General features: G+C 58.0%; 15 protein-coding genes. 3 read left to right on the top strand and 12 right to left on the bottom strand.

Annotation, left to right across the window (positions count from 1 at the left end):
- Positions 1–39: 39 nt before the first annotated feature.
- The 8 genes from ACOOHD_RS03330 to ACOOHD_RS03295 form a co-directional block, all read right to left on the bottom strand.
- Positions 40–1896: a cytochrome c oxidase subunit I gene (locus tag ACOOHD_RS03330; protein WP_420460146.1), complete on the bottom strand. Its 1857-nt coding sequence runs from the start codon at positions 1894–1896 to the stop codon at positions 40–42.
- A gap of 31 nt (positions 1897–1927) precedes the next feature.
- On the bottom strand, positions 1928–3451 hold the full coding sequence (locus ACOOHD_RS03325; RefSeq protein WP_420460145.1) for an OmpA family protein: 1524 nt from the start codon (positions 3449–3451) through the stop codon (positions 1928–1930).
- A gap of 122 nt (positions 3452–3573) precedes the next feature.
- The gene (locus tag ACOOHD_RS03320) at positions 3574–5367 is read right to left on the bottom strand and encodes a hypothetical protein (protein WP_420460144.1); all 1794 of its coding nucleotides are present in this window, start codon (positions 5365–5367) and stop codon (positions 3574–3576) included.
- Between the two features lie 31 nt (positions 5368–5398).
- The gene (locus ACOOHD_RS03315) at positions 5399–6334 is read right to left on the bottom strand and encodes a c-type cytochrome (protein ID WP_420460143.1); all 936 of its coding nucleotides are present in this window, start codon (positions 6332–6334) and stop codon (positions 5399–5401) included.
- Positions 6335–6360: 26 nt separating this feature from the next.
- Complete coding sequence (locus tag ACOOHD_RS03310) at positions 6361–6963, bottom strand: DUF3341 domain-containing protein (protein ID WP_420460142.1); 603 nt, start codon at positions 6961–6963, stop codon at positions 6361–6363.
- Between the two features lie 25 nt (positions 6964–6988).
- Positions 6989–8476, bottom strand: coding sequence for an NrfD/PsrC family molybdoenzyme membrane anchor subunit (gene nrfD / locus ACOOHD_RS03305; protein ID WP_420460141.1), 1488 nt, complete (start codon positions 8474–8476; stop codon positions 6989–6991).
- Between the two features lie 12 nt (positions 8477–8488).
- A complete protein-coding gene (locus ACOOHD_RS03300; RefSeq protein ID WP_420460140.1) occupies positions 8489–12082 on the bottom strand; it encodes a TAT-variant-translocated molybdopterin oxidoreductase in 3594 nt (1197 codons plus the stop codon).
- 24 nt (positions 12083–12106) lie between these two features.
- Entirely contained in the window at positions 12107–13669 is a 1563-nt protein-coding gene (locus tag ACOOHD_RS03295) for a c-type cytochrome (protein ID WP_420460139.1), read from the bottom strand.
- 263 nt (positions 13670–13932) lie between these two features.
- On the opposite strand from ACOOHD_RS03295, the gene ACOOHD_RS03290 reads away from it, so the two are divergent.
- Positions 13933–15402: a glycoside hydrolase family 130 protein gene (locus ACOOHD_RS03290; protein WP_420460138.1), complete on the top strand. Its 1470-nt coding sequence runs from the start codon at positions 13933–13935 to the stop codon at positions 15400–15402.
- On the opposite strand, the gene ACOOHD_RS03285 is transcribed toward ACOOHD_RS03290, so the two are convergent.
- Complete coding sequence (locus ACOOHD_RS03285; protein ID WP_420460137.1) at positions 15399–16415, bottom strand: glycosyltransferase family 4 protein; 1017 nt, start codon at positions 16413–16415, stop codon at positions 15399–15401. The two genes, ACOOHD_RS03290 and ACOOHD_RS03285, sit on opposite strands and share 4 nt — an antisense overlap.
- Positions 16416–16423: 8 nt before the next feature.
- Entirely contained in the window at positions 16424–18769 is a 2346-nt protein-coding gene (locus tag ACOOHD_RS03280; protein WP_420460136.1) for a glycosyltransferase family 4 protein, read from the bottom strand.
- Between the two features lie 177 nt (positions 18770–18946).
- Between ACOOHD_RS03280 and ACOOHD_RS03275 the strand changes: the two genes are divergently transcribed.
- Both ACOOHD_RS03275 and ACOOHD_RS03270 read left to right on the top strand, forming a co-directional pair.
- Entirely contained in the window at positions 18947–19885 is a 939-nt protein-coding gene (locus ACOOHD_RS03275) for a ParB/RepB/Spo0J family partition protein (protein ID WP_420460135.1), read from the top strand.
- A 71-nt stretch (positions 19886–19956) separates the two neighbouring features.
- On the top strand, positions 19957–20592 hold the full coding sequence (locus tag ACOOHD_RS03270; protein WP_420460134.1) for a DUF5683 domain-containing protein: 636 nt from the start codon (positions 19957–19959) through the stop codon (positions 20590–20592).
- On the opposite strand, the gene hemC is transcribed toward ACOOHD_RS03270, so the two are convergent.
- Both hemC and asnS read right to left on the bottom strand, forming a co-directional pair.
- Complete coding sequence (gene hemC, locus ACOOHD_RS03265; protein ID WP_420460133.1) at positions 20576–21469, bottom strand: hydroxymethylbilane synthase; 894 nt, start codon at positions 21467–21469, stop codon at positions 20576–20578. The two genes, ACOOHD_RS03270 and hemC, sit on opposite strands and share 17 nt — an antisense overlap.
- Before the next feature lie 214 nt (positions 21470–21683).
- The gene (asnS, locus tag ACOOHD_RS03260; RefSeq protein WP_420460132.1) at positions 21684–23117 is read right to left on the bottom strand and encodes an asparagine--tRNA ligase; all 1434 of its coding nucleotides are present in this window, start codon (positions 23115–23117) and stop codon (positions 21684–21686) included.
- Between the last annotated feature and the right edge of the window lie 19 nt (positions 23118–23136).

Below are 23136 nucleotides of genomic sequence, written 5' to 3'. Positions count from 1 at the left end.
ACGGGAAGAATCAACGGGGTGAACCTTCGTAGGTATGTATTAATGATCGTGGGTCTCACCCTCCATGATGGGTTGAATCTGGGGGATATGATCCACTCCATCCTTGCTGTAATCGTAAGCCCACCGCTGTACCGTTGGCAGCTTACCGGGCCAGTTGCCGTGGCCGGTGTGGATGGGCGTAGTCCACTCCAGCGTATTGGCCTGGTAAGGGTTCTTGACCGTAAGCTTACGTCCCTTCCAGATGCTCCAGAAGAAGTTGATGACAAACAGCAACTGGAAGCCGAAGGTGATGATCGCCGCAATGGTGATGAACTTATTCATCCCGTCGAAGTGACCGAAGGTCTGAAAGTTATCGAAGCTGTAGTAGCGGCGGGGTACTCCGGCCATACCCAGGTAGTGCATGGGCCAAAAAACGCAGTAGGCTCCGATGAGCGTACCCCAGAAGTGAAACTTACCGAGGGTCTCATTCATAAAGCGGCCGTAGAGCTTGGGGAACCAGTGGTACACTCCGGCGTACATGCCGAAGAAGGCAGCTACGCCCATCACGATATGAAAGTGGGCTACTACGAAATAAGTATCGTGCAACTGAATGTCGAGGGCTGAGTTACCGAGCCAGATACCGGTCAGACCACCGCTGATGAACATCGAAACAAATCCGATGGCAAATAAACTAGCGGGATTGAACCGGATGTCCCCCCCGTAGAGCGTCGCGATCCAGTTGAACACCTTCACGGCCGAGGGTACGGCAATGATAAGGGTGAAGATGACGAAGAAGTTAGCGATGAAGGGATTGATACCCGACATGAACATGTGGTGTGCCCAAACGATGAAGGCCAGAAAGGCAATCGCCAGAATCGAGAACACCATGGCCTGGTACCCAAAGATCGGCTTGCGGCTGTTGACGGAAAGCACCTCGGAAACGATCCCGAAGGCCGGCAGGATGATGATGTACACCTCAGGGTGACCTAGGAACCAGAACAAATGCTGGTACAGAATGGGGCTACCACCGACGTGGTCGAGGGCTGCACCACCAATGTAAATGTCACTAAGGTAGAAGCTCGTGCCAATCCCACGGTCCAGCATCATCAGGAAGAAAGCCGAGGTAAGTACGGGGAAGGAGAGCAGACCGAGAATAGCCGTCACGAAGAAGGCCCAGATCGGCAGCGGCAGACGCCACATGCTCATGCCCTTAGTGCGTAGGTTGAGTACCGTAGTGATGTAGTTGATACCGCCCAGTAGTACGGAGACTACGAAAAGCACCAGCGAGATCGTCCACAGCGTCATACCGGCACCGGAACCGTCCATGGCCTGCGGCAGGGCGGAGAGTGGCGGATAGGCTACCCAGCCGCCGGCGAAGGGGCCGGTGGACAGGAACAGCGAGGCGAACATGATGCTACCGGAAATAAAGAAGAACCAGTAGCTGAGCATGTTAAGCAGTGGCGAGGCCATATCGCGCGCACCAATCATCAGGGGGATCAGCAGGTTCGAGAAGGTACCGGATAGCCCGGCCGTAAGCACGAAGAATACCAGGATGGTACCGTGCATAGTGACCAGGGCGTAGTAGAAGTCGGCTACCAGCGTGCCGACGCCGTCTTCATTGATGGCGATCCACTTACCGAGTACGGGCTGTAGCCAAGCGAGGCTTTCTTCAGGAAAGCCCAATTGCATACGAAAGACCAGCGACATGGCACCGCCGATGATCGCCCAGATCATTCCTGTGATGAGGAATTGCTTGGCAATCATCTTGTGATCCTGACTAAAAATATAGTGGGATACGAAATTCGATTGATACTTGTCACCGTGGTGGTGCTCGTGGAAGTGATCGTCGTACCCAAACTCCTCGATGAGCGCGTCATCGCGCTTGACGGGGGCCGTAGTGAGAACTGCAGTAGCCATGGGACCTAGATTATAACGTGTGTTGACCTAACTATTTGGAAGCTTCCTCCGGGGCGAACTGGGGCTCGCTGGGTGCTCCTCTTATAATGTAAAATTCAGTACGGCGGTTGCGCTGGCGCCCCGCTTCCGTTGTATTATTGGCGACCGGACGCTCGGCGCCGTAGCCCTTACTCATCAGGCGGTTGTTAGCGATGCCACCGGCTGCCAGGTAAGCGCGGACCGCCCGGGCACGCTGCTCGCTCAGCGTCTGATTGGCGGCTGCATCCCCCGTATCGTCGGTGTGGCCCATGAGCATGGCACCTACGTCCTCGTTGGCCCGTAGAAAGTCTATCATATCATTCAACTGGTACTCGCTAGTGTCGGTAAGGGTAGCGGAACCGGTCTCAAAGGTGACGTAGTCGAGGTTTAGGACGTTGTCGTCATTGCTTGGCGTAGCGATAGCATTATTGGCTAGGCGGTTAAACTCCTGGCGGCGCTCCTTCACCTGGGCCATGAACAGGGGGTCGTCCTGGGTACCCTTGATGTTGCTCAGGTAGTAAGACTTTTGCCCGGCGTACCAGATATCGAAGTCTTCTTGTTCCATGATCGTCACGATACGCTGCATGGAGTAGTGCCCCTTGCCACAAAGCTCGGCACAGGCTAACTCCATATTGTGGGTCTCCCAGAGTTGCTTACCCTCGTCGTTGTCGGGGTCGAGGCCCTGGTATTCAGGGTACTCCGAAAGGTTTTGCCGCCACTCCTTAGTGGTCAGCGTAGGGGTGAAAACAAAATAAGTGGGAAGACCGGGCACGGCATCCATTTTGACGCGAAACTGGGGCAGGTAAAAGTCGTGCAGAACGTCCTTAGCGGTGATGCGTACGCGTACCTTCTGATCGACGGGTAGAGTTACATCGTTGACGAGAATATCATCATGGTTCTTCGGATCGGTCCAGTCCTGGCCCAGGGGGTTAGCGCCGGAGATCAGGCGGAAATCTTTCCGGCCGAGCAAGCCATCAGGCCCGGGGTACCGCATCTGCCAGGCAAACTGGTAGCCGGTGGCCTCGATCTCCATGTACTGATCGTCAGCTCCTACGTCACTCATGATGTCGTTCCAGGCGTCCAGACCACCTACTACCAGGAAGGTCATCACGATAGCGGGGATGCCCGTCCACACCAGCTCCACGGTGTTGTTGTGGCTCAGGTACATGGCCTTGTGCCCCTTGCGCGTACGGTACTTGTAAGCATAGTAAAAGAGGGCGAAATTGGTCAGCAAGAACGCCGCGTAGGTTACACCAAGGGTCCACTTCATCATGGTATCGATGGACTCCCCGTGTAGGGAGGCTGACACATGGGGCCCAAAACCTAGAATGTAATTTTTGTATAGATAAGCGGAGGCGGTGGTGACAAACAGAAACACTACCATGAAGAGGAGTAACCCCTTACCCGTAGTGGCAACATTGGAGGCGTCCACCTCCTCCTTACCGCGCAGCTGCTTGGCCAGATCACGCACGCGCGCAATCTGGACGATGATGAGCAGCAACAACGCGATGCACAAAAAGACGATCAACGTGGTCATTGGAGTAGATTAGCGGAGTAAAAGCCGACAAACCCAACGGTTTGTTTCGGATACAAAATTAACGATACACGGTGGGCAGGGTTACAGATTGGTACACTGTTTAGACTTAGTCTAGACAAGCGCTAGGTGTGGTGGTGCACGCTTTCCTCAAGGTACGGATCGTGACGGGGTTCTAGCCGAGCCTTCGCTAATTGCCCCAGCGTAAAGAAAAGGAAGCCGCCAAAAAAGCCGAGGAATGTGCCAATCTCCAGGAGTCCGGGTAAAGTATAGCCAAATTTGAAGCCCAGGGTGTGTTTTTCCTCGCTGTGACCACCGGCAACCTCCAGGTGCCCTTGCATCTCGAGTTCCGAGTCATCTACGTACTGCTCCTGGATGTAGTGGTTGGGCTCAAAGACGTCCGTCTCGTTGCGCTCCATGACGGCGGCAAACTCGCGGGGGCCGTCCGTACCTTCTCCCTCGGGGGGTCCACCACGGAATTCGGAAGTCAGCGGCACGTTGTTAGTGTCACTAACCGTTTGAGCACCTACCTGTAATCTGGGATTGTTGGGATCAGTGGGCACGGGTAGTCCGGCACTGTTCACGTTCTGTCCTTCGGTACGGATGTTGTCGATCTCCTCAATGTCCGTAGCGTCGGCGTATTTCGCTTCATCAGATACCGTATTATCCTCGCTGACAACTTCTTCCGCATCTACGTCGCCCTGTAGATCGGCGGCGTGGTCATCGTCCAGCGCCAGCACATCGTGGCCTTCCTCCTCACCGAGTGCTTCCTCTTGGTGATTCATAGTCGCATGCTCTTCTCCCTCGCCGTGGGCGGTGCTATGCTCCTCCAGTTCGATGAGGGTGAGTCGCGCGCCGGGCTTGATCATTTGGAAGTAATCCAGCCAGTGGCCGAAGAACACGAATGCGGAGGCGAAGAACAGCGTTCCCATCTTGCGCTTCGTATCGTTGCGCATCAGGATGAAAAAGGGCAGCAAAAAGTTGATCGCTAGATTAGCCCAGAAGAGTACGGGGTAGTTATCCTGCCGCTCCCGAAAGTAAATTGTCTCCTCGCCCACGTTTGCATACCAGATCAGCATATACTGACTGAACCATAGGTAAGTCCAGAAGATTGAGATCGCAAAGAGGTACTTGCCGAGATCGTGAAAGTGTTCGGCATTGACTCCTAGGTAGTATCCCCGGCTCTTGAGGTAGATCAAAAGCATGATAGTCAGTGCCGTCATCGCCACGAACAGGGAGGCGGTGGCATACCAGGCAAACATGGTCGAGTACCAGTGGCTGTCGATCGACATGATCCACTGCCAGATCAGGGCTGCGCTGGTAAAACCGAAGATGGGCAGAAAGATGGCCGCGTACTTCTTATAGCTGCGGTAGTAGCTGAAATCAGTGTCTTTATCATCCAAGTCTTCGGCTAGGCTAAGATTGCGCATCTTACCCAGGAGGAAGTACCACAGGCCGACGAATAAAATGGTACCGCCCGCATACCAGTACTTGTTGAGAAAGGATGACTTATGCGTCAGTATTTCATCACCCGCCACAGCCGCCTCATCATTCCAGTGGTAGATGTGGTGGCTGTGTAGGAACAGTCCTACAATGAGAATACCCATCAGAAAGAGACCCGGTAAGAGAAAGGACGCAAAGCTCTCCCACACCCGTTTGAACTGGACGAACCAGCCGGCATAGGCCGTAGTAAAGGCGGCCAGCGCGAAGCCGGCCAGCGCAGCGATGCCAAGGAAAAAAACAGAGTTATGCAGCAGGTTAGTCCAGAACCGCATGTGGTGACCCTCTCCCCCATCGACAAAGTAACTAGCGATGAGGCAGATCAACCCCACCCCCATCAGGACCAGCGTGGTAATCTTTGCGCGGGAGGAAAAAACGAAATTCTCCGGGCTTTGCTCTTCAATTCGTATCGAGGCCATGGGCGAGGGCTACTAGGGTGCGTGGGGGGGGTTACTTCTTACGTAGGGCGGGCTGAATGCGTCCGGTGGGGGAAGCCGCATCGCTCATTAGGGGGCTGTCGGGATTAGGCTCCTCATCCGAGACCTGCTGGGCAAGCGGATCAGTTTCTCCGAGGGGGCGACCCAGGGAGGGGTCGAGCGTATTCACTAACTGATTATACTCCAGGCCGGCGTCCTGAGCCTGTAGATTGCGGATGTAGTGGATTACCTGCCAGCGCTCCTCGTAGTCCATCTTATCGGCATAGGCTCCCATCACGTTGTAGCCGTACATGATGGCGTGGTAGTAGCGTCCGTTAGATGCCTCCACGTATTCGGGGCGCAGCAGGTTAGCCGGAGCGGCGGGGTACTTAGCCTGAGGGTTTTTGTCGGTATCGTAGATGTAACCCAGGCCGTTGCCCTCCTCCCCGTGGCAGATGGCGCAGAAGATGTTGTAGATATTTCCGCCGGTAATGAGCCCCTCGTCCGTGATGGGAAAGGGGTTCATCTCGTTGGCTGCGATGGCAGCTTCCCGCCCCTCCGGTGTGTCGTCGTAGTAATACGGTACGTGACCGTTAGTGGGCACCGCAATGGCATACGGGACGCCAGCCTGAGCCTCCTCCTGTTGATCGGTGACCTTGCCCCCCACCATGAAGCGTGCAGGACCGACCTGACCCGGGGGTACCATACCGGGTATGTACTGCCCGGCATATCCACGGGGGACGGCTCCCTCTACGGTGTACTTAGGGTACACCAGTTCCCCGAGCGCGACCGTTGAGCGGTCGTTCCAGGTATTGTAATAGTAGTAGTTGTAGGCATTGGCTTCTACGGCGATGGAGTGCGCCATGTCAGGCATGTACTCACTACCGGGAAAATTGCCGTCGGGATCGCTACAGGCCGTCAGCAGAACCGCCAGGGTCAGCGACAACGCGAGAATATGCAGATCTTTCATGCTAGGTTATTTGCTAGGGTTAGGGACTAGGCGGCCACCGTTTTGCGGTGTACCGTCTCCACCCCAGTGCGATCGAAATACTGACGGAGCTGGTCGATCTCACTATCGCTCGACTCCGTCACGTCGAAGGCGATACAGAACTTGTCATCCGTAATACGGTCGTGCAGGCGCCGGGGTTCCGCTCCAGGACCGAGTCCGTTGATAATATAGAACACCGTAACCATACCCACGGCGGCGAAGAGCACCGTTAGCTCAAAGGTGATCGGGATGAAGGCCGGCACCGACCAGTAGGGCTTACCCCCGAAGATGATCGGCCAGTCCCGGGTGAACGTCCAGGTCATAAAGCCAAATCCGAACAGACAGCCGATACTGCCGAACACAAAACCGGCTACGTGCAGGCGACTCTCCTCTAAGCCCAGCAACGGATCGAGTCCGTGAACGGGGAAAGGGGTATACACATCATCAATCGTGAGATGATCGTCGTTAGCCGCCCGTACGGCGTCGAGCAGCTTTACCTCATCGTCGTAAAGTCCGAAGAGAATGTCTCGGTCCGTAGCGTGCGCGTAAGCCTCCTCGTCCGTACCCGTTGTGGGATCACCAATGGTGGGTTCAATGCGTATAGTAGCCATGCAGTGGGCGCTTTGCGGGGGGGGGTTAGTCTAGGGGTTTGTCATTCTCACCGTCGATGTCAACGGTGCCTCCGGCCTGGAGGTCATTGATCTCGGCGGGTACCGTCTGCCCGTGGGCGTGACCGGCGTGGGCGTGCGCCAGGGCGTTAGGACCGATGTACTGATCGCCGGCGGTCTTTAGAATGTGCTTGATCTCGGCGATGGCCACCACCGGGGCAACGCGCGTGAAGATGAGGAAGAGGGTACTGAACAACCCCAGCGTTCCAATGAAGATGCAAATCTCCACCCAGGAGGGTACGTAGTAGCTCCAGCTCGAGGGTAGGTAGTCACGGGCAAGCGTTGTGGCGATGATCACGAAGCGCTCAAACCACATTCCGATGTTAATAAAGATCGACATAAAGAAGGTCCAGAACAGGCTCGTACGCAGCCGCTTACTCCAAAAGATCTGCGGCGAAACCACGTTGCAGAGCATCATACCGATGTAGCTCCAGTAGTAGGGGCCGAGTACCCGGTTGAGGAAGGCAAACTGCTCGTAGATATAGCCCGAGTACCAGGCAATGAATAGCTCCGTCAGGTAAGCTACCCCTACGATCGACCCGGTAAGCAGGATCACCTTGTTCATCGACTCGATGTGCTCGATGGTGATGTAATCCTCCAGGTGCAGCACCTTACGAGCAATTAGCATCAGCGTCAGTACCATCGCAAAGCCCGAAAAGATAGCCCCCGCCACGAAGTACGGCGGAAAGATGGTCGTATGCCAACCCGGAATCACCGAGGTAGCGAAGTCAAAGGATACGATGGTGTGTACGGAGAGTACCAGCGGCGTGGCCAGACCGGCTAGGATCAGGGACAGACTCTCCCACCGCTGCCAGTGCTTGGCCGAGCCGTTCCAGCCAAAACTGAATATACTGTAGATCTTGCGGCGAAGTCCCACCGCCCGGTCACGTACCGTAGCCAGGTCAGGCACCAGACCAGCGTACCAGAATAGTAGCGATACGGTGAAGTAGGTAGAAATGGCGAATACGTCCCAGAGCAGCGGACTGTTAAAGTTCACCCACAGTGGCCCCCGGGTATTTGGGTAGGGGAAGATAAAGAACGCCATCCAGAGTCGGCCCATGTGAATGAGCGGAAACTGACCGGCACACATTACGGCGAAGATGGTCATCGCTTCCGCCGCCCGGTTTACCCCCGTCCGCCATTTTTGACGGAACAGCAGCAGAATGGCCGAGATTAGTGTACCGGCGTGGCCAATACCTACCCACCAGACGAAGTTGGTGATGTCCCAGCCCCAGTTAATGGTCCGGTTCAGGTTCCACGACCCGATGCCCACCCAGATGGTCCAGGCTACACTGAATACGAACAGACCGAGGAGCGTCACGGCAACAATGAAGGCCACAACCCAGGACAGCGAGGGCGCCGTCTCGGTGGGCCGGCAGATATCTTCTGTGATCTGGTGATACGTCTTGTGGCCCGTAATCAGGGGCTGCCGTACCGGGGCTATATGTCCACTCATATATTCTTGATTTTAGGCCTCGAGCGCTTCAACGGGATTATGAACCCGGGCGGCGTAGAAAACACTCGACTGGGTGTTTGTCTCCTCCAACACGAGGTAGTTGAGGGGGTTTTCTAATTTCCGACTTACCTCACCCTGCTTATTGTTACGGTCTCCGAAGGTGATCGCACCGGTCGGACAGGCCGTCTGACAGGCTACCCGCACATCGGAGTCGCGTAGCGCGCGCTTTTCAATCTTGGCGGTGAGTTTACCCGTCTGCAGACGCTGGGCACAGAAGCTACACTTCTCGATCACTCCACGGCTACGCACGGTCACGTCCGGGTTGAGTACCATGCGGGTGAGGTTATCCGCGCCGAAGGGCAGTTCCTCATCGTTGAGCTCCGGCTCATTGCTGCTGAAGAGGTCGGCCGTAGAAAAGTCCAACCAGTTAAAACGCCGCACCTTGTAGGGGCAGTTGTTGGCGCAGTAGCGGGTACCGATACAGCGGTTGTAGATCATCTGGTTCATGCCCTCGTCGCTGTGCGGCGTGGCGGCTACCGGACAGACGTTCTCACAGGGGGCGTTGTCGCAGTGCTGGCACATCATCGGCTGATATACTGTACGCGGGTTCTCCACGTCACCGTAGAAGTAGCGGTCGATACGCAGCCACTTCATCTCGTGGTGACGCCAGACCTCGTACTTACCCACCACCTGCACGTTGTTTTCCGACAGACAGGCCACCTCACAGGCGGCACATCCGATGCACGAGGTCAAATCCACGTGCATCGCCCACCAGTGGCCCTGGCTGTAGATGTCCTTCACGTATTCCTCGTAGGGATAGAGTGTCTGCTCGTTCAGGTGCTGGGCCTCGACGCGCCGCTCGGCAATCTCTTCGCGGAGTTCGGGCAGCCCGGCAAAGGTGCCCTGGAAGATAATTGAGCGCTTGGTCAGACCGCCTTGCATACCCTCGCCCAGCTCCATTACGGTCTTTTCGTCGACGTGGAAGGGTTGTAGGTACTCACTCTCCTCCTCGGTCCGCTCCCGGTCGAGGGTGACGTTCTCCCCGGTGATGGTATTGTAGTACACCTTACCGTTCTCGGTGTGGGTGGTCAGTCCCATGGTGTGGTGGTACTGCACACTGGGAAATTCCTCCTCGCTGTCCACCCTGTCCGAGATGGCTACCTCGCTGCTGTAGTACTGCACGTAACCGTCCTCATCGACGCTAAGCCAGGGGTACACGTTCACCCCCACTTCGTTACCAATGGCCTTGCCCACCGCGCCGGTCATGTTACGGCCGTAGCCAATGGCCAGTCCGAAGGTACCGGGCATCTGTCCGAACTGCCGCACGACCGTCACGGTCTCCGGAGTCTGGTTTTCGCCTCCAACGGCCACGGTTACCTTATCGGCCTTACCCTTGTATTCCTCGGGGTTAAGGTCTTTGTAGGCGGTGTAGCTGTTACCGTCTACGTAGGTGACGGGAATACTCAGGTAGTTGCCCCAGGTGGTACGTGCGACCGGGTCGGGCACCTCCAGGAGCCAGGGGTTGTTGCCGTACACCCCGTTACCCATATTGACTGTTTCGAAGAAGGTAATCTCGTTCTCAGCCTCACTGGGGGCTAGGATACGACCGCTGGCGGCGTTGTAGTCTACCGTACGGACGATGGTCGGTATCTCGGTTAGGGCCAGTGTCACGGTCGTGGAGTCCCCTGCGGTAGTCGTAGCTGCATCGGGCGCGGCCGCGGGTACCACGGGGGTGGCATCGTACCCCAGTCCGTAGTCGTTGATACTACCGGTAGCCGCGTTGTTAAACACTCCGTCGTGCAGGGCACTGTCCCAAAACGCCTGGAAGGAGGTAAACCGCCCCTGACTGCCAAATACGCCCTCTTCCCAGTTATGCTTTACGTACTCCAGGTAGGGCTGGGTAGCGATGGGATTGTAACGCTCGACCTCGCCGGCCCAGATTAATAGACTCTCGCCCTCCTGCCGGGTGCCGTAGCGGTTCACGGCACCGAAGATGGGTACAATTGTAGGCTGGATGAGGGAGTATACCCCCTGGACGGCTTCGGCGTCGCCCCAGCTCTCCAGGTAGTGATGGTTAGGCGTGACGTACTCACAAAGGCGCGTCGTCTCGGTAGGCACCGTGCTGGTGCTGAGGGCCAGGATGCGACGGAAATTACGTGACACGGGGTCGATGTCAAAGACCGTCTCATCGAGATTGCCGTCGCTTTCTTCCTTGGCATCGGCGCGCTCGCTCTTGTCCTCGATTTCGTTCTCGTCGATACTGAGGGGGTCGATGTACTCGCCGTTGCGGAAGGTAGGATCGTTAGTTTGTAGAGCGGCCGTGAAGCGGCCGGCCCAGGCGTTGTCGAAGGCGGGGTTAGCGCCATCCAGTACGATGACGGCATCCACCTGCCCGTTCTCAAGCTCGTCGATGAAGCGCGCCATATCCTGGTCACTGCCCTGTCGCTGTAGACTCCAGCGGCTAGTCTCGATGGTACTGCCGTAGCTACCCAGGGCCCGGTTGATGGCGATGAGGAGCTGCTGCTCGTAGAGGTTATTACTTCCGCTCACCACCAGGGCGGCACCCCGGGCATTGCGGAGCTCATCGGCTAGGGCCTCGATCTTAGTGGTGGTGGCGGCGTCAAGATTAGCCGCGGCACCTCCACCCACTACGGCGTTGTAGAGCGCCAGGATAGCCTGGCCCTGCTGGCTCGGCTTGACCATGATCCGGTTATCGGCATTCGATCCGGTCAGGCTCATGTGGCTCTCTACGTGTACGTGACGCGACATACGGCGGCCGTCCGTGCGGCGACCGGCGATGTACTGCCGCCCGTACTCGACTGGACTGATCCAGGTGCCGAGGAAGTCGCAATTAAAGCCAACGATTACGTCAGCGTTATCAAAGCGGTAGTGGGGCACGGCACGGACGCCGAAGGCCTGCTCGTGGGCATCCAGCAGCGCTGAGGAGCTGACAGGATCATACTGCACCAGCACGGTATTACCCGGCATCCGGCGCTTGAAGTCCCGGATGGCCATCTTCAGCGACGGGCTCAGGATGGTATGGGATACGATACGAATTTGACGCGCACGACGCAGTCGCCCTCCGATCTCGTCGTCGAGCACTTCCCAACTGGGGTTGTTGGCGTAGACGCGCTCACGCAGTGCCATACCGCCACGTACGCGGGCCGGGCCGTCGAAGCGGCTGGTGTCGTACATCGTCAGCACGCTGGCCTGAGCCCGGGCGCTGGTACCCCCTTCGGTGATAGGGCTCATGCTGTTGCCCTCGATTTTGATGGGCCGGCCCTCCCGGGTCTTGACTAGGACGGGAACGTAGTCGCCACCCTGTACGAAGGTGGAAGCGTAGTAGGTAGCAACGCCGGGTACAATGGTATCGGGCTTCGAAACATAGGGGATCGCCTTACGTACGGGAATATCACAGGAGGCAATGGTAGCCGCCGTCATACCAAATCCTAGGTACTTAAGGAAGTCACGACGGGTAGCCTCCAGGCGCGGGTTTTCGATCCGCTGTTCGGCGGCGGCGACCTCGGTGTCGGTAGCCGTACGGTAGGCGTCGCTGTTCTCAAGCTGATCGGTACCGATCCAAACCTTATTATTCTGCTTCTTCATGCGAAGTTTGGCTGTATAAGCTAATTAGTAGTGGCAGCGCTGGCAGTTCAGACCACCTACGTCTTCGACGGTAACTCCGTCGCGTACGCCGGCCTTGAGCTCCTCGTGGTAGCGCTCGTACGACTCGTAGTAAGCGTTATCGTTGAACTGTACCTCGGTTTCCCGATGGCAGTTGATACACCAACCCATGCTCAGGGGGCTGTACTGGTATACTTCCACCATCTCCTGCACCGGCCCGTGGCAGTTTTGACACTTGAGATTGCCGACCGTAACGTGCTGGGCGTGGTTGAAGTAGACATGGTCGGGTACGTTGTGGATGCGAACCCACTCGATGGGGCCGGCAATGCGCTGGTCCCCCGTGTACTCGTTAGTCAGGGCTTTTTCGATGCCCTCGAGCTGCTCTTCGACGATGTTCTCGATGTCGTCGGCCTCCACGCCCTCGGTCAGGTTCTTGTTGGCAATCCACTTACGGTAGATGTCCTTGACCTGATCGTTGGTCATCTGATCGTAGTTGGCGATGTAGGCACCCTCCAGGGGGTCCCAGCCAATGGAGGCAAATATCTTGGTGATCTCGGCCGTACCGTAGTTACTACCGTAGTTGATGGCCCGGTGGCAGTTCATACAGGTATTGACGGCCGGGATCACGGAGTGCTTCGAGCGGCGGGCACCGTCGTGACAGTACTGGCACTCAATCTTATGGATACCGGCGTGCACCTGGTGGTTAAACTTGATCGGCTGGCCGGGCTGGTAGTCCTGCTGACGGCCTAGGTCAATGGCATGATTGACGGTCGTATAGCCGAATAGAACGACTAGAGCAAAAACGGCAAAGGCGATCACGCCACGGCTAGTCAGTACCTGGACCAGGGTACGGCGGGTGGGGGCGGCTCCCTCCGAAGAGGCCACCATGTACTGTAGGTTGCTGGTGATGCGCGCCAGGATAAGCGACAGTAGCAGCAGCGATACGCCCAGGATGACGAACAGCCAGGTGTTGTCGGTTTCTACGGCCTGCGCGGCGTTTCCATCGGGGCCGATACCGGCGCTCTGGCCAAAGGTGCCGGTGTATACGCCATTGATGTAAGCCAGCAGGTGCTCCACGTCCCCGTCGCTCAGGTTAGGATAAGTCGACATCTGCGTTGGCTTCCACTCGTTCCAGACGGCCAGGGCACGGGCACTCTCGCCGGTACCGATTAGCTTCTGGGAGTTTTGCACCCAGCGGTACAGGTGCTCGCGTGGTTCGCCAGCCCAGCGCTCTTGCACGCCGCCGAGGGCCGGACCCGTCATGTTATCTTTCATGTTGCCGGAGTGGCACTGCTGACAGCCAACAGTCTTCCAAATATCCTTTCCGAGAGCTGGATCGCCGGCCCCCTCGGCCACTGCACCGTCGGGAGCGGGAGCGGTGGCATCATCGGCCGTCGGGACGTTATTGTTCGCGTTAGCCGCCGGAGTCGTGGCCGGATTGCCCTCGAGCACGGAGCCGGGAGTAAGGGCCTGGGAGGTCGAGTCCTGACCGAAGGCAGTGCCCCCACCGAAGGCAAACAGGCCTAGTAGTAACAGGAGGTACTGAGGGGTTTTGGTAGAGTATGTCATTGTAAAATTGACATTTGAGGGAGGGCAGTAACGGGGACTTTTAGCCTCCGTAATGCTTGCGCAAAGATACTTTGATGACAATTCTTTAACAAACTTGTTGCTAATAGGGCCCCTTGTTTAGATTGAGTCTACACAAAGGGGATTGACCGGCGCGCCGCCGTCCACTTATGCTAGGTCGGCAGTTTAGTTCGTTACTTGTGCATTGCGTACTTTTTTAAGCCCCTATGACAAAACTTTACCCCCCGCTCAGCAGAATCACCCCTATGCAACTTCCCCTCGAGCGCAAACCCCTGCGCATGTACGGCGATTCCAGCCGCGTGATCGGCCGCTTCTTCTGGGCCGGAAAGGACCGTGCCTACCAACTCATCGACCGGGTGATCGACCTAGGTGATCAGGAGACCCACGATACGTTGATGCGCACGCTGCGCGACTTTGCCCGCCGCCACCGCAACACCATCGGCCTGTTCCGCCGCCACCTCAACGCTGCCCTCGATCGGGTGCCGGAGCAGCGCGAAAAAGTACTGCTGCTCAGTGAAGAAAAGCAGGCCCTAATCGGCGCCTACTTCACCCACGAGTACAGCATCGAGTCGGCCGCGTTCTTCAACCCCTCGGTGGTACCCGCTCTGGACCAGACGGGCTTACAGCGCGGACAGCAGCGCATCGTGATGAGTATGCGGGCCGTGGGCGAGGGGCACACCTCCTCCATCGTGTTCCGCAACATCATCCTGAGTGAGGACAATATGCCGCTGGCCGAACCCACCAATCAGTTCGTAGGCCTAGCGGAGCGCATCCACTACAGCCAGTATACCAAGTCGGCCTTCTACCGGCGGTGCCACGAGCAGGAGGCAATTGACGAAGACATCTACAACGAGTTAATCGAGGACCTACCCGACAACTTTAACCACCGGGAGCTCTACGAGCGCTACTGGCAGTTGTGGCTCAAGTACCCCGAGGACAGTGCCGAGCGCGACCAGCTCAATCACCTCATGACGGTAGCCGACCGCTACTACGAGCTACACTTCAGCCTGGATACCGATATCAGCGAGCGGGTGCTCTACCCCATGATCGACTTCGAGATGAAGGGTATGGAGGACGCCCGCTTCCTACAGTTCGTCAACGACGATGGGAAAAAGATCTACTACGGTACCTATACCGCCTACAATGGCCGGCAAATTCGCCCCATGATCATCGAAACGGAGGATTTCTACGCCTTCACGATCCGACCCGTGTACGGTGATGCGGCGGTCAATAAAAATCACGCCATCTTTCCCCGTAAGATCAACGGCAATTATTACGTGCTCTGCCGCATCGACGGTATCAACAACTACATCATCAAGAGCGACCGGCTACAGGTGTGGGATGACGCGGTCAAACTCAGCGAGCCGCGCTACCCCTGGCAGCTCTACCAGGTCGGCAACTGCGGTGCCCCCCTGGAAACGAAGCGCGGCTGGCTGGTCATCACCCACGGCGTAGGCCCCATGCGGCGGTACTGTCTGGGCGCGATGCTACTGGACCTTGACGACCCCACGAAGGTGATCGGCCAGCTCAAGGAACCATTGGTCAGCCCCATGGACGATGAGCGGGAGGGCTACGTGCCCAACGTGGTGTATAGCTGCGGCAGCATCATCCATAACGATCAGGTATTCATCCCCTACGGTATCTCGGACGAGGCCGCGCGCTTCGCTACCGTAGACCTGGATCTCCTCCTCGATACCCTGGAGGCGGGAGGCTAGGACCGGCGGCGGCGGCGGCGATCTAGAACAGTATTATACACCTCGATGTACCCATCTACCATCCGCTCGACGCTAAAGCGATCACGGGCTACCTCGGCCACGTGCCAGCGGTCGAGGCCTCCGCAGGCGCTGACTAGGTCGACGGCTCCGGCTACGTCATCAGTCAGAAAACCGGTCTTGCCGTGGTCGATCAGTTCGGGCATCGCGCCGCGGTTGAAGGCGATCACGGGCGTGCCGGTCATCATGCTCTCAGCCACACTAAGGCCGAAGGGCTCCTCGAAGGAAATTGGATGCAGCAGCGCGGTGGCCTCCCCAAGGATACGATTGCGCTCCTCCGGGCCCACGTTTCCCAGGTAGCGCACCTGGTCTCCGTCGATGTGGGGGGCAATCTTTTTGTCGAAGTAGGCCTGGTCCTGGATCAAACCCGCAATCAGCAGGCGCTTATCCGCTCCGCGGGCAATCTCGATGGCCTCCGCCGCCCCCTTCTCCGGATGGATGCGGCCGAAGTACAGCAGGTAATCCTGCGGGCGGTCCACGAAGGTAAATTGCTCGGTGTCGATGCCATTGTAGACCGTAGCGATGTAGTCGATGCGCTCGTCGCGGTTGGCATCGCTGATGGCCACGTAATCCGTCGTATCGTTATATTTTTCGTACACCGGCACGATCTGCTCGCTGCTAAAGCCGTGCACGGTGGTTACCATGGGTGTATCCACGAGCGGACTGAAGCCAAGCGGCATGAAGTCGAATTGATTATGAACGAGGTCGAAACCGTTAGCTGCACCCATGACTTGACTGATGTGCAGGTACTCCAGGACCTTAGGGTCCTGTCCTGCTTGTTCGGCGTAGCCTGCCGCTACCGTGGCTACTAGTTTTGCGGCCGTCCTACTGGTGCCCGTAGCAAACAGCGTGACGTCGATACCCCTACGTACGAGCCCCTCGGTGAGGTGGCTGGTGACTTGTTCCCACGGCCCGTAGGCGGCCGGGGGTGTGGCCCAGGCGATGGGCGCTAGCATGGCTACCCTCACACGGTAGCCTTTTTTTCCGTCGGCACGTCCTCTGCCGTATTTGACAGGGCGAAGCCGTTGAGCATGACCTTCAGGACCTGCTCGCTGTCCCCGTCCGTAGGGTACAGGTCGCTGACAGCGGCCTGGTGCTGCGTAAACTTCTCCATCTCTACCCGACTGACCAGGTAGGCGATCAGGCTTTCGGCGCCCTGATTGTGGTTCGCGCCGGTTTCCATTAGACCGTCGAAGCAGCCCCCGGTCTCGGGGTTGTACATCGGCGCCTTCAGTTCGTTCTGCCCGGTGAACCAGGCAAAGGCAATCGGTACATTGGCGCAGTGGGGTTGTAAATCCTGGTGGCGGCAGGCCTCGCTGAACAGCAGCACCTTACACATTACGTCGACCGGTTGCTGGTCAAAACGGGCGCGGGCGTTGCGGAACACAAAGGGTTGCTTGCAACCGATGGGGCTCAGCACCCCGTCAATGATCGTCTGCTCGGCCAGGAAGTTGGTCGACTCCACGGCCACCTTACGGATCGTCTCCTTATTGAGGTGGTTGAGGGCGCGGAACAGGGCGAAGGGCAGGATGCCGTTGCTGTAAGTTAGGTAATTTTCGAACCAATTCCAACCCTCCGCGCGACTATCGTTGTAATGGTCGAGGAGGCGGTTGCACATCCGGTCCAGCAGGTCGAGCATCTGCTCGTCCGTCGGCTGATAATCCAGGTAGTAGCTCAGCGAGAGCACCCCGTAGGCAATGGTACGCGGACTGCGCATTCCCTCCAGGTGCCCGATGGCCCGAGTGAAGACCTCGTGTAGCAGTGGACGCTGATCCGCGCGTACCGGGTGCGCCAGACAGTAGCTCACTCCCCAGATGGCACGGCCGTAGCTGTCCTCCGAACCGTGCCGCTCGATGAACCGCCGGTCGTAGGCCATGAAATTGCGAAAAGTGCCGTCGAGGTTCTGCGCGTGCAGAATGTAACTAATGTAGGTGTCCGAAAGGCGGCTCAACAGTTGGTAGTCGGCCAGTCCGGTCTCGGCCAGCATCCCTACCACCAGCAGCGCGCGACCGTTATCGTCCAGACAATACCCCTCATAACGATTCGGAATGGCGTACTTGGCGTGCTGTAGTAGCCCGCAGTCATCGGTCATGCGCACCAGGTGGTCAAGCTGGAGGGGGGGTAGCTCGACGCCCTTCGTCGCCTGCTGCTGGTATTCCTTGAAGGCCACCTTAGCTTCGCCGAAGACCTTCAGGTACTGTTTACCGATCTTCGGCCAGAGAAGGTTCTCCCCGTAGGCGGCGGCGCGTTCCCGTATGGCGCTCAGTTCTGCCGGGTTATCGAAGAGCTCGATTACCGTACTGGCCAGCGCCTGACTGCCGTGAAAGGGAAACAGCTTACCCCTACCCTCCTGGAGTAATTCGGCGGCGTGCCAGAAGGGTGTGCTCACGATACCCGCTCCGGCGCCCACGGCGTAGGCCAGGGTACCGCTGGTGATCTGGGCCTCGTTGGGGTAGGGAACGACGTATACATCAGCCGCCCGCAGGCAGTCAAACAGCTCCTGCTCGGAGGCAAATTTGCTGATCATTTGGAGGTTAGCCCCCACCCCGAGCTCCGCGGCTAGGTCCTGGAGGTACTCGCGGTACTCCTCCCCGTTGTTGCGGATGACGTGGGGATGCGTCTTCCCCAGCACGACGTATAGTGTGTTGGGATATTTCTCAACGATGGCTGGCAGGGCCCTGATGGAGGTTTCGATGCCCTTCCCGCGACCCAGCAGCCCAAAGGTGAAAAGCACGCGCCGGTCCGACCAACCAAGGCGCTCCCGGAGTTCGGCACGGGGAGCCGATGCAATGACCGGCACGCCGTGCTCGATGATGTGGATCTTTTCCTCGCCAACGCTGAATACCTCCACCAGCAGGCGACTGGCCAGCTGCGTCATCACCACCACAGCCTGGGCGCGTTCGGCAATGCGGCTCAGGACGTCCCGCTGGGAGAAGCTTGGATCCTTCAGCACGGTGTGGAAGGTGACGATCAGCGGGATGCGCAGCTTATCCAGCAGGTGCATGATGTAGGTGCCGCTGTCCCCCCCAAAGATGCCGTACTCGTGCTGTAGCAGCAGCAGATCGAATCCCCCGGTATTCAGGTAATCGGCCGCGGCGCGGTAGTCCTGCGGTACCTGCGGCCGGATGCGCCGCGTCACCTCGCCCGGATAGGCATGCGCATCGTTGGGGTCCTCCATGACAATAACCTCCGCATAATCTTCGACCGCACTGGCCTTAAGGTTGCTCAGCACGGCCCGGGCCAGGCTATTGGTAAAGGTGCCGATACCGCAGGCTTTAGGGGGGTAATTGCCGAGAAATGCGATCCTCATGAAGTGGTCAAGGTGATGGGTTAGACACGTATCTTAGTACGTACTTACCCAACCTCCTACGGATCATTAGGTTCGCTATCTCAACATGCGGTTGGGTACTCAGGACGGCACCGAGGGGCGGGGCCCCGATAGCTATCGGGGGTGCAAGGTATCTTTGCGCGACCCTTACTGCATACCATGGCTAAGAAATTCAGGGGCGGCAAGCCCAGTAGCAACGACCTTAAATCCAGCCTCACCAAGATCGGAGGCTCCAATGGCCTGAGCGCCCTCTTCCCCGGACAGCGCCTCGATAAGGCCGATGAGGAGGAGACCATCAGGACCCTCAGCCGCAACTTCGCCATGCTGCCCATCGCGGCGATTTCAGCTAACCCGGATCAGCCCCGGCAGGACTTTGACGACGAGCCCCTGCGCGAGCTCGCCGACAGCATCCGCGTACACGGCATCATCCAGCCCATGACCGTGCGGCACATGGGCGACGGCACCTACCAGATCATCAGCGGGGAGCGCCGCTTTCGTGCCAGTCAGCTTGCCGGCTTACGGGAAGTACCCGCCTTCATCCGCACGGCCAACGACCAGACGCTGCTGGAAATGGCCCTAATTGAAAACATCCAGCGCGAGGACCTCAACCCCATGGAGGTGGCCTACTCCTACCTCCGCCTCCAGGAAGAATTTAACCTTACGCAGGAGCAGCTCGCCAACCGGGTCGGAAAGAAACGGTCTACCATTACCAACTACCTCACCATCCTTAGCACCTCCAACCGGGTACGGCAGGCCATTAAGGACCGCAAGATCAGCATCGGAGCGGCCAAGACCTTCTCCGGTATCAAGGACATCGGCCAGCAGGAGACCTTTCTCGACGACATCCTCTCCCACCCCAACTGGTCGGTGCGTGACATCGAGCGCGAGAGCCGCGTGTACAAAAACAAGAACAAGGTGGGCAAGGGAAGCCCCGCTACCAATGAGGACGCCAAGCGCGTGACCCAGGCCTTCGCCGAGTTCTTCGGCACCAAGAAGGTAAAGGTGAAGGTCGACTCGAAGGAGGGCCGTTCGGGCTCCATAACGCTACGCTTTGAGAGCAAAGAGCAACTGGACCAGTTTTATAAGGCGGTAGAGTAACTCGGGCAACAGCATCCGCTGAATTTGTGTCTTTGGATCAGGGCTCTTTCCATCCCAGTACAATTATGTCCTTGGTACCTAAGCTAGCGACCGTCCTTATCCTGCTTCTCACGATTTACGTGGCACCCGCGGCCGCGCAAGAAACCGTGCTGCCCGATAGCGTACGCACCCTCCGGGAGATCAATCGGGGGCCCAAACGGGCACTACTGTGGGCAGCCATCCCCGGTGGCGGACAGGTCTACAACAAGGCCTGGTGGAAGGTGCCCCTGGTGTATAGCGGACTACTTGGCGTGATTGCCGTGGCGGACTATAACCAGACGCAGTATAGCCGCTTCGTTACCGCCCTGGAGGCTCGGTGCCTGGGGGATGGTAATGTGGTGATAGTACCCAATGCCACCTGCATCGTAAAGGAAAATGAATTTTCGGAAGACGAGGTCAGCTCCCAGGCCCTGGTCAATGCCCGTAATGGCGCCAACCGCAGTCGCCAGACTGCTTATTTCGGTATCATTGCCGTGTACGTGCTACAGGCCGTAGAGGCCTTTACGGATGCGCACCTGCGCGACTTCGACATCAGTGACGACCTAAGTATACGCCTGGCACCGGTAGTATCGCCGGAGGGCTGGGCCGGGGCCGGACTGGTCGTACCCCTCGGCAGCCATCGCCGCGAGCGGCTACAACGGGCGCGGGTGGCTACACTTTCGCGGTAAGCAGTTCTTCCACGACCCGCTCGGGTAGTCCAGCACGGGTTGACTGACTGATCTGCACCCGTACCAGCGGATCGGTAGCTGAGGGCGCGAAGGCCGCCCAGACGTGGAAGTTACCGAGCTGGTCCTTTTCGCAGTATACGCCCAGGGGCATGGAGCAGCCGCCCTGCATGAGGTTGAGCACGCTGCGTTCGATGTTGGTACACTCTCCTACTACGGGGTGGTGGAGTAGCGAGAGTTTCTTGCGCATCTCAATGTCGTCCTCGCGCGTCTGAACGGCCATCACCCCCTGCCCCGGTGCCGGTACAAACTCGCGGGGGGAGGGGCGGATGACGGCGAGGCCGGTAAAGTCCATCTCCAGCCGTTCGAGTCCCGCAGCGGCGAGCACCACGGCATCCAGCTCTCCCGTGACGGCCTTCTGCATGCGGGTGGGCACGTTGCCACGGATGTCGACCGGTATAAGACCCGGATGCAGGTCATGTAGAATTGCCTTGCGCCGGTTACTGCTCGTACCGATGGTGGCTCCATCACCTAGCAGAAAGGGCTTGCCTTTCACCACCCGGTCCTGGTGCACTAATATGACATCTTCCACGGAAGCCCGGTAGCTCAGCGCGGCCAGTACGAGTCCTTCCGGCTGGTTGGTGGGTAGGTCCTTCAGGCTGTGTACGGCGCAGTCGATGTGGCCGGCCAGTAGCGCGTCCTCGATTTCCTTGGTAAAAAAGCCCTTGCCCTCCAGCTTATCGAAGCCGAGGTGCTGTACGCGGTCGCCCTGGGTCTTTATGACCTCCAGCTCGCTCTCGATGCCGTGCTTGCGTAGCTCGGCCTGCACGAAGTGGGCTTGCCAGAGGGCTAGGCGGGAGCCGCGGGTGCCGATTTTCATAGGTTTTGTATTGTAGCGTTGTTGCGTTTTTTAGTTGTTGCGTTTGTGTGAGTGCTCGCTTCGCTCGTCGTGGTTAGGTAGCGTCGTAGTATACGTTGCACCTGCGGCCCCGCCCGGAAGTTCTGCCTGTCACCCCTATCGTGCCTATCACACCTTCAATGTCCGTAACGCAATAACCCAACACTCCACAACGCAACAACCCCAACGCAACAACTCAAAAATCAGCCAGCCGAGGCGCCCGCGGAAAAGGAATCACATCCCGAATATTCCCCATCCCGGTGATGAACTGCACGATGCGCTCAAAGCCTAGCCCGAAACCAGCGTGCGGACAGCCCCCGAAGGTGCGTAGCTGCAGGTACCAGGCCAACTCGTCGGCATGTACGTCCATCTCCCGCATGCGCTGTCGGAGACGGTCCTCTCGTTCTTCGCGCTGACTGCCACCGATGACCTCACCGATGTAGGGGAATAACACGTCCATGGCCGCTACCGTTTTACCATCGTCGTTCTGGCGCATGTAAAAAGCCTTGATGTCCTTGGGGTAGTCGCGTACGATGACCGGCCGCTCGAAGTGCTTTTCCACCAGGTAACGCTCGTGCTCGGCCTGCAGGTCGGTACCCCACGCTAGAGGGAACTCAAACTTGCCCTTTTTATAGGCCTTAGAGCGCACTAAAATATCCAGCGCTTCAGTATAAGTGACCCTGGCGAAGTCGTTAGCTATCACGAACTTAAGCGTGTCGACCAGCCCCATCGGTCGACGGTCGGCAGCCTTCATATTCTTCTCCGTATCCTGGATGCGCTGGTCCAGGAATTCCAGATCGTCGGCGTAGTGCTCCAGACAGAAGTTAATGAGGTACTTGACAAAGTCCTCGGCCAGGTCCATGTCGTTGTCGATGTCGGCGAAGGCGATCTCGGGCTCGATCATCCAGAACTCGGCCAGGTGGCGACTGGTATTGCTGTTCTCAGCACGGAAGGTAGGTCCGAAGGTGTAGACCTTACCGAGCGCCAGGGCACCAATCTCGGCTTGTAGCTGTCCGGAAACGGTGAGGTTCGTAGCCTTACCGAAGAAGTCCTGCTCATAGTCAATAGCTCCATCCTCGGTCTTCGGCGGGCTCAGGGGATCCAGCGTAGAAACCCGAAACATCTCCCCCGCCCCCTCGGCATCGTTGCCGGTAATGATGGGCGTGTGCAGGTAGTAGTAGCCCCGGTCGTGGAAGTACTTATTCACCGCGTAGGCTACCCCGTGCCGTACCCGGAAGACCGAGCTGAAGGTGTTCGTACGCATCCTAAACTGCGCATTGTCACGCAGGAACGCCATGGTCTGCTTCTTAGGCTGTAGGGGATAGGCACTCAGGTCATTGCCGCCCAGGATCTCTAGCCGGTCGGCCACCACTTCTACCGACTGACCACTGCCCTGGCTCTCCGTCAGCTCGCCGGTCACGCTTACGCAGGCGTGAAAACCGATCTGCCGCAGCGTCTCCTCCGGAAACTTGTCCTGATCCACCACCACCTGTAGGTTCTCCGCCCCCGAGCCATCGTTGAGCACCATGAAGCGGTTGCCCCGCCAGGCGCGTACCCAGCCCATCACGGTCACTTCCTGCCCCAGCGGGGGCTGCTCGAGCAGTGGCTTGATTTCCTGGCGTACGATCATGGGGTTTAAAATTGGGCGG

The sequence above is a fragment of the Neolewinella sp. genome (assembly GCF_965214665.1).
GTDB lineage: Bacteria > Bacteroidota > Bacteroidia > Chitinophagales > Saprospiraceae > Neolewinella.
This window is presented reverse-complemented; position numbering and strand designations above follow the sequence as displayed.